The sequence below is a fragment of the Sinosporangium siamense genome, from assembly GCF_016863435.1.
GTDB classification, from domain to species: domain Bacteria; phylum Actinomycetota; class Actinomycetes; order Streptosporangiales; family Streptosporangiaceae; genus Sinosporangium; species Sinosporangium siamense.
In genome coordinates this window covers 79,561-93,378 of sequence record NZ_BOOW01000041.1, presented here as the reverse complement: position 1 = coordinate 93,378, position 13,818 = coordinate 79,561, and the positions used below count along the sequence as shown (strand labels likewise).

At 69.6% G+C, this 13,818-nt stretch carries 11 protein-coding genes; 9 read left to right on the top strand and 2 right to left on the bottom strand.

Going from position 1 to position 13,818, the window contains the following annotated elements:
• The first annotated feature begins 316 nt into the window (after positions 1-316).
• Positions 317-2,065, top strand: a complete 1,749-nt coding sequence (locus Ssi02_RS30605; protein WP_307825830.1) for a carboxylesterase/lipase family protein — start codon at positions 317-319, stop codon at positions 2,063-2,065.
• A 157-nt stretch (positions 2,066-2,222) separates the two neighbouring features.
• Here the strand turns inward: Ssi02_RS30605 and Ssi02_RS30600 are convergent, their stop codons facing one another.
• A complete protein-coding gene (locus Ssi02_RS30600; RefSeq protein ID WP_204031040.1) occupies positions 2,223-3,362 on the bottom strand; it encodes an FAD-dependent monooxygenase in 1,140 nt (379 codons plus the stop codon).
• Between the two features lie 76 nt (positions 3,363-3,438).
• Here Ssi02_RS30600 and Ssi02_RS30595 point away from each other — a divergent pair, with 76 nt between their 5' ends.
• The 6 genes from Ssi02_RS30595 (at position 3,439) to Ssi02_RS30570 (ending at position 10,032) form a co-directional block, all read left to right on the top strand.
• Complete coding sequence (locus Ssi02_RS30595; protein ID WP_204031039.1) at positions 3,439-4,032, top strand: TetR/AcrR family transcriptional regulator; 594 nt, start codon at positions 3,439-3,441, stop codon at positions 4,030-4,032.
• A gap of 302 nt (positions 4,033-4,334) precedes the next feature.
• The gene (locus tag Ssi02_RS30590) at positions 4,335-5,477 is read left to right on the top strand and encodes a PucR family transcriptional regulator (RefSeq protein ID WP_204031038.1); all 1,143 of its coding nucleotides are present in this window, start codon (positions 4,335-4,337) and stop codon (positions 5,475-5,477) included.
• Between the two features lie 168 nt (positions 5,478-5,645).
• Complete coding sequence (locus tag Ssi02_RS30585; protein ID WP_204031037.1) at positions 5,646-6,311, top strand: helix-turn-helix domain-containing protein; 666 nt, start codon at positions 5,646-5,648, stop codon at positions 6,309-6,311.
• Between the two features lie 250 nt (positions 6,312-6,561).
• Positions 6,562-8,229 carry a SulP family inorganic anion transporter gene (locus Ssi02_RS30580; RefSeq protein WP_204031094.1) on the top strand — a complete coding sequence of 556 codons (1,668 nt, stop codon included), beginning with the start codon at positions 6,562-6,564 and terminating at the stop codon, positions 8,227-8,229.
• A 160-nt stretch (positions 8,230-8,389) separates the two neighbouring features.
• Positions 8,390-9,175, top strand: coding sequence for a FadR/GntR family transcriptional regulator (locus tag Ssi02_RS30575; protein ID WP_204031036.1), 786 nt, complete (start codon positions 8,390-8,392; stop codon positions 9,173-9,175).
• A 152-nt stretch (positions 9,176-9,327) separates the two neighbouring features.
• Entirely contained in the window at positions 9,328-10,032 is a 705-nt protein-coding gene (locus tag Ssi02_RS30570) for an HAD family hydrolase (RefSeq protein ID WP_239130105.1), read from the top strand.
• 188 nt (positions 10,033-10,220) lie between these two features.
• On the opposite strand, the gene Ssi02_RS30565 is transcribed toward Ssi02_RS30570, so the two are convergent.
• Positions 10,221-10,886, bottom strand: a complete 666-nt coding sequence (locus Ssi02_RS30565) for a TetR/AcrR family transcriptional regulator (RefSeq protein ID WP_204031035.1) — start codon at positions 10,884-10,886, stop codon at positions 10,221-10,223.
• A 138-nt stretch (positions 10,887-11,024) separates the two neighbouring features.
• Between Ssi02_RS30565 and Ssi02_RS30560 the strand changes: the two genes are divergently transcribed.
• Together Ssi02_RS30560 and Ssi02_RS30555 are read left to right on the top strand one after the other, a co-directional pair.
• The gene (locus Ssi02_RS30560; protein ID WP_204031034.1) at positions 11,025-12,380 is read left to right on the top strand and encodes a serine hydrolase domain-containing protein; all 1,356 of its coding nucleotides are present in this window, start codon (positions 11,025-11,027) and stop codon (positions 12,378-12,380) included.
• A 27-nt stretch (positions 12,381-12,407) separates the two neighbouring features.
• Positions 12,408-13,760, top strand: coding sequence for a serine hydrolase domain-containing protein (locus Ssi02_RS30555; protein WP_204031033.1), 1,353 nt, complete (start codon positions 12,408-12,410; stop codon positions 13,758-13,760).
• Positions 13,761-13,818: the final 58 nt, after the last annotated feature.

The window sequence follows — 13,818 nt, the reverse complement described above, 5'->3', positions numbered from 1 at the left end:
CTGGCCGGGGCCGCGTGCCTGTGTGACGTGGCCCCGGTGGTCGGGTCAGGGGACATCTGGGCCTCGGGCGTTTGGCGATTTGTAAAAGCACAATCGACGTGCTTTTCACATGGCTGGATACGCTACGTTCTCTCGGTGATTGTGGATTTCATAGGGTGATGTTGGTTTTGTGCGCTAAGTAGCTCCGCTGACCGCGAGCTGGAGGAGGGGGCGCAGGTGAGCGTGTAAGTGGTCTCGTTGAGAATTCCAGTAGTTCATCTGATTCTCCGACTTGTGTGGAACGTTCCAATCTCTGTAGTGGATAAATGCACGTCGGATGGATTTCAAGAAGATTTTTTTAATGGGATGCAGGAGATGGGACGGGTCTTCTAAGGTCAGGGGCAGAAGATCACCTTCGGGGTGGAGCCAGGCATCGGCCGCCATCCCATCGTGTTCGGCACATGTCAAGCATTCACTGAGAAAGGATCACAAGGTGCGTCTGATCACAGCGCGAAGAGCTGCGGTCTTCGCGATGGTCTGGGCCATGGTCGGTGGCTCAGCCATACCCTTACATGCCTCAATTGCAGAGGTCACCAGCCGAGACTCGGTCGTACGCACCGACAGCGGTCCGGTTCGGGGCACGGTGACCGCCGATAAGCGTCTGTTCGAGGGCATCCCCTTCGCCGCGCCGCCGGTCGGCGACCTGCGGTGGCGCTCACCTCAGCCGGTGACCCCCTGGACCGAGCCGCGCGACGCCACCCGGCCCGGCAACACCTGCGCCCAGCTCCCCCAGCTCGGCAGCGTCAGAAGCGAGTCCGAGGACTGCCTCTATCTCAATGTCACCACCCCGAGGCGAACGAATCGGCCGCTGCCGGTCATGGTGTGGGTGCACGGGGGCGGCTTCACCAGCGGGTCCGGTGACTTCTACGACGCCTCGTGGCTGGTGAACCAGGGCGACGTCGTCGTGGTGACCGTGAACTATCGGCTCGGCGTGTTCGGCTCCTTCAGCCACCCCGATCTGCCCGGTTCCGGCGCCTTCGGCCTGGAGGACCAGCAGGCCGCGCTGCGCTGGGTTAAGCGCAACGCGCGGGCGTTCGGCGGTGACCCGCGCAACGTGACGGTCTTCGGCGAGTCGGCGGGTGCGTTGAGCATCTGCGCCCAGCTCACCTCACCAAGTGCGGCCGGGTTGTTCCACCGGGCGATCATGCAGAGCGGCACCTGCACCGTCAACTGGCCCAAGAACGGCCTTTACCCCGGCACTCCTGAGGGCGCGACCCTTTTCTCCTCCCCTGAGGAAGCGGCGGGCATCGCCACTCAACTGATGGCCGGCCGCGGGTGTCAGTCGATCGACTGCCTGCGTGCCATCCCTGCGGCCGGGGCCAACGGATTGCTGGACGATCCCACCGCCCAGCTGCTGAGCCGCCCCGTCTACGGCACCGCCGTACTCCCCGAAGACCCCAAGCGAGCCTTCACCGCCGGGCGCTTCCACCGGATGCCGCTGATGATGGGAACCACCCGGGACGAGGAGCGGCTGTTCGTGCTCTTCACCCGCCCGGGCGGTATCGACGCGGCCCAGTATGCCTCTCTTGTCGCCGACTCCTATGGGGACAATGCCGCCAAGGTGACCGCACAATATCCGTTGTCTGACTATGAGTCGCCGGCAGTGGCATGGTCGACACTCGCCACGGACCGGGTCTGGAGCTGCCCCACCCTCACCGCCGACCGCATCGCCGCGAAGCGAGCCCCGGTTTACGGCTTTGAGTTCGCCGACCGCACTGTCCCGACGCTCGGTCCGGAGATGCCCGAACTTCCCTGGGGTGCCTACCACGGCTCCGACCTGCTCTTCCTCTTCCCCCTAGTCGCCGACCGCCTCACCGAGGCCCAGCGGACGATGTCGCGCCAGATAATCGCCTACTGGACCCGCTTCGCCCGCACCGGCAACCCCAACGGCCACGGCACACCGCACTGGCCGAGGTTCCGCGACCAGGCCAAACCGGTGCAGGCGTTCGAGCCGGGACCGGGCGGCATCCAGCCGATCGACTTCTCAGCCCGCCACAAGTGCGGGTTCTGGGACCGGCTTTACTAGACGCCTCGTGCTCGCGCACTGGAGGGCGTAGGCGGCCTCACGCTCGCCGCGCTCAAAAAGTCAGCGCACCTTGATCGCTTCCATTCCGCCAGGTGGCGTCAGAGCGCGGACCGGTGCGGCGGGCGCCAGGTCAGGGACGGACGCCCGCATGAGCCCGTCAGCGAGGCGGGCGCCAGGTCAGGACGGTGTCCATGGCGCGCATCATCACCGTGTCGGGCGTGAGCCGTACGGCGAGGTCGCGCAAGCCCGCCGCGGCCGGGTGGGTGAGCTGGACCAGGCGTCCCATCTGGCGTGATCTGCGGCTGAGGTTGGCCGTGCGGGTGTGCCGATCCCTCGTATACGCCGTGAGGCATGGCCTCACCTGGCCCTCGCCCAGGTGGTGGGCCAGGACCACGGCGTCCTCGATGGCCTGGCAGCCGCCTTGGCCGAGGTTGGGGGTCATCGGGTGGGCCGCGTCGCCTATGAGGGCGATGCGGCCGTGGTGGAGCCGGGGGAGGGGGAGGGCTAGGTCGCACATGTCGTGAAAAAGGATGGTGGCGGGGTCGATTCTTTCGAGAAGCGCGGGAATGGGGTCGTGCCAGGACGAGAATCGCCGGGTCAGTTCCGCCATGTGGTCGGGTGTCTCTCCCTTCGCCGCGAGCATGGTCGCGTAGATGTAAACCCGGCCGTCCGCCAGCGGGACCACCCCGAAGCGCTCGCCGCGGCCCCACGTCTCCGCCGCCGCCAGAGGTGGCAGGCCGGCGCCGGGGACGACCGAGCGCCAGGCGGCCTCGCCGGAGTGGCGCAGGCCCGGGTGCGTAGGGAAGCATTGCCGTCTGAGCGCGCTGTGGATGCCGTCGGCCGCCACCACGACGTCCGCGGTCAGGGTGCCCGCCGAGGTGTGCACGGTCATGTGGTCCCCGGTGTCGTCCACGTCCTCCACGGTGACACCCAGCGACACGGTGCCGTACGGCAAAGCCTCCACGAGGGCCGACACCACCGTGGCCCGGTGCACGGCCAGTGCGGCACTGCCGTACCTCGCGGCCAGGGCTTCGTTGTCGGAGCGGTTGAGCCATCTGCCGTCGGGGCGGCGCAGGCCGAGGTGGCTCGGCAGGGCGCCCTTCCAGACGGCGGGCCCGAGGCCGATCGACGCCAGCGCGTGCAGGGCGTTGGGGGCGAGCACGATGCCGGCGCCCGCCCAGGTCAGCTCGGGTGCCTGCTCGCAGATCGTCACCCGCCACCCGCGCCGGTGCAGCGCGATCGCGGCGGTCAGACCTCCGATGCCGCCGCCTGCCACGACAGCGTGCCGAGTGCTCACTTGCCCCACTCTCCCCCAAGTCGGACTCTACATCTGTAGAGGAATCGGCGTCACTCTACACCTGTAGAGTGACGCCGTGTCAATTTCCGATCGCCGCGCTCTCATCGCCGACGCCGCCATCGGCACCGTCGCCACGCACGGCCTGCGCGGTCTCACCCACCGGGCGGTCGACGCCGCCGCGGGGCTGGCCGTCGGCAGCACGTCTTACTACTTCAGGACTCGCGCCGCGCTCATCGGCGCCTGTTACCGCCGTCTGAGCGAGCTCGACCTGGCCGACATACGGCGGCACGGACCCCGCGACCTTTCCGGTCTCACTCTCGACACCGCGGCCGAGGCCCTCGCCTCGCTGCTGCACCACTGGCTCACCGAGGGCCGCGAACGGCAACTCGCGCGTTTCGAGCTCACCTTGGAGGCCGCCCGCCGTCCCGAACTGCGCGCGGAGCTCCACGCCGCGGGCCTCGCCGCCCGCGAGCAGGTCACGGCGATGCTGACCGCTTTTGGGGTGCCGCACGCCCGCGCCGCCGGCCATCTGCTCACCGCGTGCGTCGAGGGCATCCTCTACGACCGCCTGGCGGGCGCACTCGCCGAGATCGGCCCACGCCCGGACATGGAGGAGCTCACCTGGGTGTCCCGCCGCATGTTGCAAGCCGTACTCGACGACCTGCCATGAACTTTCCCAAGCCAAGATGTGCTCTGCCGTACGGCTGCCGCCTGAAAAGCCTGCGCCCTGCCCGCGTCCGGGGCGCCGGCGCGAGTTGTGCGTGCGGTACGGCAAAGCTCCGACCCGCCCGCGTCCCGGGCGCCGGCGCGAGTTGTGCTCTGCCGTGCGGCTGCCGCCGGGCAACGATCGCGTGTGGATCTCCGGGGTCCAATAACCTGCAATCCGAGCCTGGCACCCGCCGCAAGCAGCATGATTGGATCGTCTGACCTGGGAATCCAGCGGAGAACCCGCACAATCAATCCGAGGTTGCCGTGACGAATTCCAACCCCCTGGTGATCGGCGGGATCCCCGCGCACCGGTGGCTGCTGCGAGAGCGCACCCGGCTCGCCACCGATGTCACCCAGCGGATGGCCCTGGCGGCCGACGGGCACCGGTGGCTGCCGTTCGACCTGACCGCCGTGGTGGAGGACAACCTGGGCGCTCTCGCCGAGGTGCTGAGACGCCGTGAGGTGCCGGCGGCGCCGCAGCGGCGCATGCTTGAGATGGCCGTGCGGGGCGCGGAGGAGGGCATGCCGCCCACCACGCTGATGGACGTCTACCATCTGGCCTTCGCCGAGATCTGGCGCATGATGACGGCGCGGGCCGAGCCGGGGGATCTGCCTGATGTGCTGGCGTGCACGGAGCTCGTGCTGGCCTATCTGCACCGCGTGACCGAGGTGGTCGTGACGGCCTACTCCGATGAGCGCGCCGAGGACCAGGACATGCGCTACCGGCTGGCGTCGGCGCTCATGAGCGGGGAGCCGGTGGAAGGGCTGGCGGCCCGGGCCGGAGTGAGGCTGGCGTCGAGTTACCTGGTCATGACGTTGTCGATGGAGGAGAGCACGGCTCTCGCCGTACACCGCATGGTCAGGGAGCTGAACACCTTCGGCGAGGGGCCCGCGCTGACGCTCATCGACGGGGCGGGCGGCACGGTGCTCGTGCCGTGGCCGGGGTCGTGGGAGGAGGTCGAGGGGCTCGTCGCCAGGTTGTCGGAGGTGGGGCGCACGGCGGTGACCGCGGCGGCCGGGCAGGCGGCGCCGGGGGAGGTGCCCGAGCAGGTGCGGCAGACCAGGGAGATCCTCGACGTGGTCCGCTGGTTCGGCCGCGGGCCGGGACTCTATCGCCTGGCCGACATCCTGGTGGAATATCAGCTGACCCGGTTGACGGCGGCCACCCCAGGGCTGGCCGCGCTCATCGCGCCGCTGGACGGGCATCCCGATCTGCTGGCCACGCTGGAGACGCATCTGCGGCACGGCCGGGCCCGCAAACTGACGGCCAGGGCGCTTCATGTGCACCCCAACACGGTGGATTACCGGCTGCGCCGGGTGGCCCAGCTGACGGGGCTTGATCCGACCGACGACACCGACATGCAGCGGATCGCGGCGGCGCTGGCCGCCACCCGCACACCGCACTGAGGTATAGGGAACAATGCCCGCTCTAGGCGCCTATGGGGGATTAGCGGAGGAGAGTCGGGGGAAGTCCGAGAATGATTCGGGTCGGGGGGCTCACGGGAGAGATGAGGCCTTCCGGGCGGAGTCGGCGACAGCGCGCGGACACGGCGGGAGGACCGCGGAGGGGTTCCCATGGGCGAACGAAGTGATCTTGGGCGGCGGCTCGCCCGGCGCCGGGAGGACATCGGGCTCAGCCGGAAGGAGCTGGCCGAGCGCACCGAGATGGACCCGGGCTATCTGGCCTACCTGGAGGAGCGCGCCGCGCATCCGGGCGGGGACACGTTGCGGCGGCTCGCCACGGCCCTGGCGACGAGTGTGGACGACCTGCTCGGCTGCCGGGCCGATTCGCCGCCAGGGCACACCGGTGGCGAATCCGCGGGGGTGGCCGTACTGGACAAACTGGATGTGCGGGAGTGCCTGCGGCTGATCTCGCCCGGCGGCGTGGGGCGGGTGGGGTTCAACGACCAGGACGGGCCCTCCGTGCTGCCGGTGAACTACGTGCTGCACGAAGAGGCCGTCTACTTCCGCACCGCGCTCGGAGGGCCGCTGGACCGGGGACTGCGCACGGGGGTGGAGGGGCTGGAGTTCAAGGTCGCCTTCGAGGTCGACCGGATCGACGACGTGAACCGCGAAGGGTGGAGCGTGCTCGTGCGGGGCGGGGCGCACCTTGTCACAGACAGCGAGCGCGAGGCGGTGCTGGGGCTGGGAGTGCGGCCGTGGGCGGGCGGCGACCGGCAGTTGTTCGTCAAAGTGACCCACACACAGATAACCGGCCGGCGCATCCGCGTGGAGCTGTGACGCCTGAGGTCTAGGGGAATTCCGCTCCGGAGGCATGCCGGGGGACTGTACTGTAGGTAATCAAGCGGTCACACTTAGTCACATGATTCGGTGTATCGCTGGTTCATGTGGAATGCGCGGTTCAAGCGACGTGTCCACTTCGTCAGGTCCAAGCGTGCTTCAAGCATGCCCGCTTCAAGCATGCCCACCAGCCCTGACACCGCAGACATGACTGAGGGGAGATTCCGGGGTGACCACTGCCCTTGCGATTATGCAGCTCCGGGTGAGGCTCACGGCCCTTTTCAGCGGCCTGCTGCCCGGCAAGGCGGATTGGACGGCTTATCGCCGGGATCCGCGGCGGGACCTCCTGGCCGGCATCACCGTCGCGGTGGTGGCGCTGCCGCTGGCGCTCGCGTTCGGGGTGAGTTCCGGCGCGGGCGCGTCGGCGGGCCTGGTCACGGCGATCGTGGCCGGGGCGCTCGCCGCCGTGTTCGGCGGGAGCAACCTGCAGGTGTCGGGCCCCACCGGGGCGATGACCGTCGTGCTGGTGCCGATCACGGCGCAGTTCGGCGTCAACGGGGTGCTGCTGGTCGGCCTCCTCGCCGGAGTGCTGCTGGTCGTGCTTGCGCTGGCCAGGGTGGGGCGGTTCGCCGCCTTCATGCCGACGCCGGTGATCGAGGGCTTCACCGCCGGCATCGCCGTCGTGATCGCCCTGCAGCAGGTGCCGGCGGCCCTCGGCGTCACCGGTGTGGACGGCGAGCGGGTCTGGGCGATCGCCGCCGACGCCGCGATGGCCTTCGCCCGCGACCCCCAGTGGGCCGCGCCGGTGGTCGCCGTGCTGGTCGCGGTGTTCATGCTGACGGGCATGAGGTGGCGGCCTGGTGTGCCGTTCTCCCTGATCGGCGTGGCGCTGGCCACGGTGGCGGCCGAGCTGCTGACGCTGCCTGTGACGCGGATCGGCGCACTTCCCGCCACGCTGCCCATGCCCTCGCTGGACTTCCTGGACACCGCGGCGATCGCCGTACTTTTGCCGTCCGCCCTCGCCGTCGCCATGCTGGCCGCGCTGGAGAGCCTGCTCTGCGCCTCGGTCGCCGACCAGATGAGAGGCGGGGAGCGCCATGAGCCCAACCGGGAGCTGTTCGGGCAGGGGATAGCCAACCTCGTGACGCCGCTGTTCGGCGGGGTGCCGGCGACCGCGGCCATCGCCCGGACCGCCGTCAACGTCCGCGCCGGAGCCCGGTCGCGGCTGTCGGCCCTGGTCCACGCGCTGGTGCTCGCGGTGATCGTGTTCCTCCTGGCGCCCCTGGTGTCGCGCATCCCGCTGGCGGCACTCGCCGGGGTGCTGCTCGGCACGACCGTGCGCATGGTGCAGATCCCCTCGCTGCGCGCGATCGCCCGCGCCACCAGGAGCGACGGGGCGGTCATGGGCCTCACCTTCGTGGTCACCGTCGCCCTCGACCTCACCACCGCGGTGCTCGTCGGCATCGGTGTCGCCGTCGTGCTCGCGGTGCGCGCGGTCGCCCGCACCGTGCAGGTGGGCCGGGTGCCGCTGCCCGCCGAGGAGCTCGGGGACGACGAGCGCATCGTGGTCTACCGCTTCGAGGGGCCGCTCTTCTTCGCCGCGGCCCACCGCTTCCTGCTGGCGTTGTCGCGCGTCACCGACGTGCAGGTGGTCGTCCTGCGCATGTCGCACGTGACCACGGTCGACACGACGGGGGCGGGCGTGCTCGGAGACGTGATCACGCAGCTGGAGGAGCGCGGCATCACCGTGCTCCTGACGGGCGTACTGCCCGGCCACGGCAAGGTGCTCGAAGCTCTCGGCGTGGCCGAGCACCTTCGCCGCGACGGCCTGGTCTTCGCCGACACTCCCTCCGCCCTCGCCCACGCCCGCCGCCTCACCTCCGACCAGATACCGGCGGTGGCCTCCACCGGGGTCTAGAGGTTTCAAAGCCGGATTTTCCATGCTTTTAGGGGCGGCGGTCCCATGCGTACGGCACAGCCGGCGCGGGACCGCCGCCTTAGTCTTGCCGCGCCGGGACGTGACGGCACCGGACGGCCTAGACTCGCCGGTGGATCTCACAACGGAGGAGCGTTCGACGATGATGGCAGCCAAGGGCTCGGCCGCCGGCAGTGGCCGGTCGGGTCCCGTCGACCTCGGGCCCGTCCGCCCCGTGGCGGTCAGCCGCCTTTCGGAGCTCGTGGCCGAGCAGATCCGTGATTTCATCGTGAGCGAGGATCTCGCGGAGAACACCCGGCTGCCCTCAGAACGCGACCTCGCGGTGCGGTTCGGGGCGAGCCGCCCCACGGTGAGCCAGGCCCTGCGCACTCTGTCACTCATGGGGCTGGTGGAGATCCGGCCGGGTTCCGGGGCCTATGTGGTGCACCGGCCCGACCGCAGTATGACGGCGTCGGTGAGCCTGATGCTGGAGCTCGACAAGGAGTCGGTGGCCGAGCTCGCCGAGCTGCGGCTGTGGCTCGAGACCATCGGCGTGCAGGAGGCGGTGCGCCGCGGCGCCGGCGGCGACCTGACCGAGGTGCGGGCGGCCTTCGAGCGGCTCAAGGACGGGGCGGGCAGCGCGTCGGCGTGGATCGCCGCCGACACGGTGTTCCACGCGACCGTCGTGCGGCGCTCGGGCAACCCCTTCCTGGCCTCGATCTACGAGAGTGTGCACACGGCGGTCATCCGTTATGAATACGACCCGTGGATCCAGAGTGAGAAGGTGCCGGCCTGGCTCAAGCCCAGCGCGGCGGCCAAGCTGATCGCCATCCATGAGCCGATCATGCAGGCGCTGGAGCAGGGCGACGAGGAGGCGGCACTCGAGGCGGTGCTCCGCCACCACGAGGTGATGCTGGACCACCTCCAGCGCCGGGGGTCTCGCAAGTAGCCCGGCTTACGTTCAGCGACACCGCTTCCTCAGGTAGATGCCCGTCTCGCGTTCAGTCAAGGGGCGCTCACGCTCGCCGGCCGTCGTGCGAAAATTCGGTGGCGCGGGACTCCGGTTGCTCCGTAATCTCGTCGCGGCGACAAGGGGGTTCCATGAGCGCGATGAGACGCGGCAGGCAAGTGTTGATCTTCGACGCGGATGACACGCTGTGGGAGAACAACATCATCTTCGAGCGGATCATCGACGCCTTCCTGGAGTGGGTCGGCCGTCCCGACCTCACCATGCCCGCCCGCCGTGCCGTGCTCGACGACATCGAGCGGGCCAACATCGCGGTCCACGGCTACGGCACGCTGGTGTTCATCCGCAGCCTGCGCGACTGCTTCGAGCGGCTGCGCGGCAGGCCCGCCTCCCCGGCCGAGCGGAGTCACATCGACGAGCTCGCGCTCGCGCTCTCACACCGCGGCGAGGTCGAGCTGGTGCCGGGCGTGGCCGACACCCTCGCCGACCTCGGCGGGCGGCACGACATGCTGCTGCTGACCAAGGGGGAGGTCGCCGAGCAGCAGCGCAAGCTGGAGGCGTCCAACCTCGCGCACCACTTCCGCAGCGTGCACATCGTGCCGGAGAAGGACGTGGCCACCTACCTCCGGCTCGCCGCCGACCAGGCCCTCGTGCCCACCACGACCTGGATGATCGGCAACTCCCCCAAGTCGGACATCCTTCCGGCGCGGCGGGCGGGGATGAACGCCGTCTTCATCCCGCACACCCACACATGGGCGCTGGAGCACGACGAGCTCGACCTCACCGACGCGGGAGTGCTCCACATCGCCGCCTTCACAGAGCTGCTCGACCACTTCTGACCTGTCGAACTTCTCGGGCGGGGGCTCTCCCGCGGAAGTCGTGAACGGTTGCTGCTCCGGTCAGTTCGCGTAGGTCGGTTCGGCCTTGGTGATGGACGAGCCCTTCACGGTGGAAGCGTAGAAGGCCGCGATGCCGCCCTGGCCGCCGGGAGCAGCGGGTTGGAACCGGACGTGCGGCGACAAGCGCCTCAGGGGTTGCGCTCGCGTGGGAGTCCCAGGCTGCTCACCAGTGCGGCGAAGCCGTGTTCCAGTGCCGCCTCGGGCGTCACCGCGGGTAGCTCCTCGACGAGGCGTTGCAGTGCCGGATATTCCTTCTCCGGGAGGGCGGCGATGGCCGCGTGGTCTGCGGCGATGCGCTCATCCTCGCCTGCGGCGCTCTGCTGCATCGCCGCATAGTGCGCGGCGCATCCGACGACGAGGTTGCTGACGGCGGTGACGAAGACGGCGGCCTCCCGCGCGGACAACCCCAGCCGGAAGAGCACCCGGTAGGTCGGCTCCACCAATTGGAGGAACTCCTTGCTGTCCGGCGGGACCGCCACATGCACCAGCCACGGGTGGGACTTCAGCAACACCCACAACTCACGGTAGACGCCGATGAAGTCCTCGATGGAGGAGCTGTCGGACGGCGGCGGCTTCACGGAGGTGTGGAGGTGCATGGAGGCGGCCTTGAGCAGGTCGTCCTTGCCGGTCACGTAGTTGTAGATCGACATCTGCTGGGCGCCCAGGGCGGCGGCGACGGCGCGCATGGTGAACCCTTCGACGCCGTCGCGGTCGAGCACGCCGATCGCCGCGTCGACGATGAGGTCGCGGTTAAGGGTGCCACGCCGTACCCGCGTGCGTTTCTGAGGGGGCATGCGCATTGTCTCCTTACACAAAAGGCGACCCGTCCTTCGGTGGATCGACCGTAGCGCCGCCATCCCGGTCAGCATAACGTGCAGGGTACGTTATAGCTCCGGGCATGCTCCCACCGGCCCCGCAGGAGGAACCACCCCATGACGCTCGACAACCTGCAGAAGAATCTCGAAGAGGTGATCCGCGCCCGGGGAGTGCCGGGGGCGGCGGTCGCCGTCTGGGACGGTGGCACGCTGCACGAGGCAGCCGCCGGTGTGCTCAACCTGAACACCGGGGTGGAGGCGACCGCCGACAGTGTCTACCAGGTGGGGTCGACCACGAAGGTGTGGACGGCGGCGCTGGTGATGCAACTCGTGGAGGAGGGGCTGGTCGACCTCGACGCCCCTGTGCGCACCCATGTGCCGGGGTTCGTGCTGGCCGATGAGGAGGCTGCGGCGCGGGTCACCGTACGGCACCTGCTGACGCACACCCCCGGCTTCGACGGGGACATCTTTCTCGACACCGGGCGTGGCGACGACTGCGTCGACCTTTACCTCGCGGTGCTGAAGGACGCCAAGCAGATCACCCCGCCGGGCGCCACGCTGTCGTACTGCAACGCCGGGTTCAACGTGCTCGGTGCACTCGTGGCGAATCTGCGCGGGATGGTCTGGGAGGAGGCGCTGCGGAAACATCTGCTCACGCCCCTCGGGTGCACGCACGCGTCCCTCTATCCCGAGGAGGCCGTGCTGTTCCGGGCGTCCGCCGGGCATGTGCCCGCGCCCGACGGGTCCGGTGCCGTGGTGGCGGGCACCTGGCAGCTGCCCCGCAGCAGCGGTCCCGCGGGCGGCGTGCTCGGCCTGGCCCCGCGTGAACTTGTGCGCTTCGGCCGGATGATCCTGGCGGGCGGGGTGGCCGAGGACGGCACACGCGTGTTGTCGGAGGAGTCGGTGCGGGCGATGCTGACCCCGCAGGTCAAGGTGCCCGACTTCCCCGGGCTGGGCGGGCACTGGGGACTCGGGTTCCACCTCATGGGGTGGGGCCGCGGAGCCTTCGGACACGACGGCGGCACCATCGGGCAGACCACCGAGTGGTGGATCGCGCCGGAACGCGGAGTCGTCTTCGCCCTCAACGCCAACGGCGGCGACGTGCCCGGCCTGCACGAGGACCTGGTGCACGCGATCGCCCGCGACGTCGCCGGCCTCGACGTCCCGCGCCGTCCTGTGCCGCCGGCCGAGCCGGCGCCGGTGGACACCGCCCCCTACCTTGGAAACTTCGAAGGGCCGCTGTTCAGCCTGGAGGTCGCCGACGCCGGCGGCCACCTCGACGTGACGACCGTGCCCGGCCCCCTCGCCGCCGAACTCGGCATGACCCGCGACACCGTGCGCTACGTGCCGCTGAGCGAGCACCACTTCATCGCCGTCGACAAGTTCGCCGGCCGCCACGCCGTCGTCGGCTTCGAGGTGGAGAACGGCAGAGCCGTCCACCTGTTCAACGGCCGCACGCTTCCCCGAGCCTGACCCACACTGATCGAAGGGATGTCCCCGATGAACCTCGAAGATCTGCAGAAGAGCCTGGACGCCTCGGCCCGCGCCAGGGGCGTGCCGGGCGCGGCGGTCGCCGTCTGGACGGGTGACGAGCTGCTTGAGGCCGCCACCGGCGTGTTGAACGTGGACACGGGGGTGGAGGCGACGCCCGACAGCGTCTACCAGGTGGGGTCCACCTCGAAGGTGTGGACGGCGGCGCTGGTCATGCAGCTCGTGGACGAGGGGCTGGTCGACCTCGACGCCCCCGTGCGCACCTATCTGCCGGAGTTCGTGCTGGCGGACGAGGAGGCGGCCAAGGCGATCACCGTACGGCATCTGCTGACCCACACCCCCGGCTTCGACGGGGACATCTTCACCGACACCGGGCGTGGCGACGACTGCGTCACGATCTACCTGGGCACGATGAAGGACGCCCCTCAGGTCACCCCGCCCGGCACCGCGCTGGCCTACTGCAACTCCGGATACGTCGTCCTCGGCGCCCTGGTGGCGAAACTGCGGGGCGCGGTCTACGAGCAGGTGCTGCGCGAGCGCCTCCTCGACCCGCTCGGGTGCACCCAGGCGGCGCTCTATCCCGAGGAGGCCGTGCTGTTCCGCGCCGCGGCCGGTCACGTGACCCCGCCCGGCGGTTCCGAGCAGGTCGTGTCCAAGATGTGGATGTTCCCCCGCAGCCTCGGCCCGGCCGGATCCATCATGTCGCTCGCGCCGCGGGAACTCGTCCGCTTCGGCCGGATGATCCTCGCGGGCGGCGTGGCCGAGGACGGCACCCGCATCCTGTCGGAGGAGTCGGTGCGGGCGATGATCACCCCGCAGTTCCCCATCCCCGACTACCCAATGTTCTCCGGCCACTGGGGCCTCGGCTTCATCATCATGGGCCTCGGCGCCGGCGCCTTCGGGCACAGCGGCGGCACCCCCGGGCAGTCCACCATCTGGTGGGTCGCCCCCGAGACCGGAGTCGTCGCGGCCCTCAACGCCAACGGCGGCAACCTCATGGGCATGATCGAGGACGTCCTCGACCCCATCGCCCGCGAGGCCGGCCTCGAACCCGAGCCCGCCGCCGTCCCTCCGGCCGACCCCCAGCCGGTCGACACGACGCCGTATATCGGCCGCTACGAGTGCTCGATGGGGCGCTACGACTTTGAGGACGACAACGGTTTCCTCAAGGTGACCACCACGCCCCTTGGCATCGGCGCGGACATGGGGGGTGCCTCCGAGGTCCGCCGCTTCGTGTGGCGCGGTGACCACTCGTTCATCTGCGACACCGCTCGTGAGGGGATGTACGAGGTGGCGAAGTTCCTCATGGACGGAGACCGCGCCACCCACCTGTTCAACACTCGGTCGCTGCCCCGGGTCTGACCCTTTCCTCTTCCTGCATGTGACCGCGGACCGGCCTTGGGCGGTTCGCGGTCACACG

Bases quoted from the DNA above. Each gene is read 5' to 3' on its own strand.
- Ssi02_RS30605 (WP_307825830.1), top strand. From the start codon at position 317: ATGGATTTCAAGAAGATTTTTTTAATGGGATGCAGGAGATGGGACGGG.
- Ssi02_RS30585 (WP_204031037.1), top strand. From the start codon at position 5,646: ATGGGCGAACGAAGTGATCTTGGGCGGCGGCTCGCCCGGCGCCGGGAG.
- Ssi02_RS30580 (WP_204031094.1), top strand. From the start codon at position 6,562: ATGCAGCTCCGGGTGAGGCTCACGGCCCTTTTCAGCGGCCTGCTGCCC.
- Ssi02_RS30575 (WP_204031036.1), top strand. From the start codon at position 8,390: ATGATGGCAGCCAAGGGCTCGGCCGCCGGCAGTGGCCGGTCGGGTCCC.
- Ssi02_RS30570 (WP_239130105.1), top strand. From the start codon at position 9,328: ATGAGCGCGATGAGACGCGGCAGGCAAGTGTTGATCTTCGACGCGGAT.
- Ssi02_RS30565 (WP_204031035.1), bottom strand. From the start codon at position 10,886: ATGCCCCCTCAGAAACGCACGCGGGTACGGCGTGGCACCCTTAACCGC.
- Ssi02_RS30560 (WP_204031034.1), top strand. From the start codon at position 11,025: ATGACGCTCGACAACCTGCAGAAGAATCTCGAAGAGGTGATCCGCGCC.
- Ssi02_RS30555 (WP_204031033.1), top strand. From the start codon at position 12,408: ATGAACCTCGAAGATCTGCAGAAGAGCCTGGACGCCTCGGCCCGCGCC.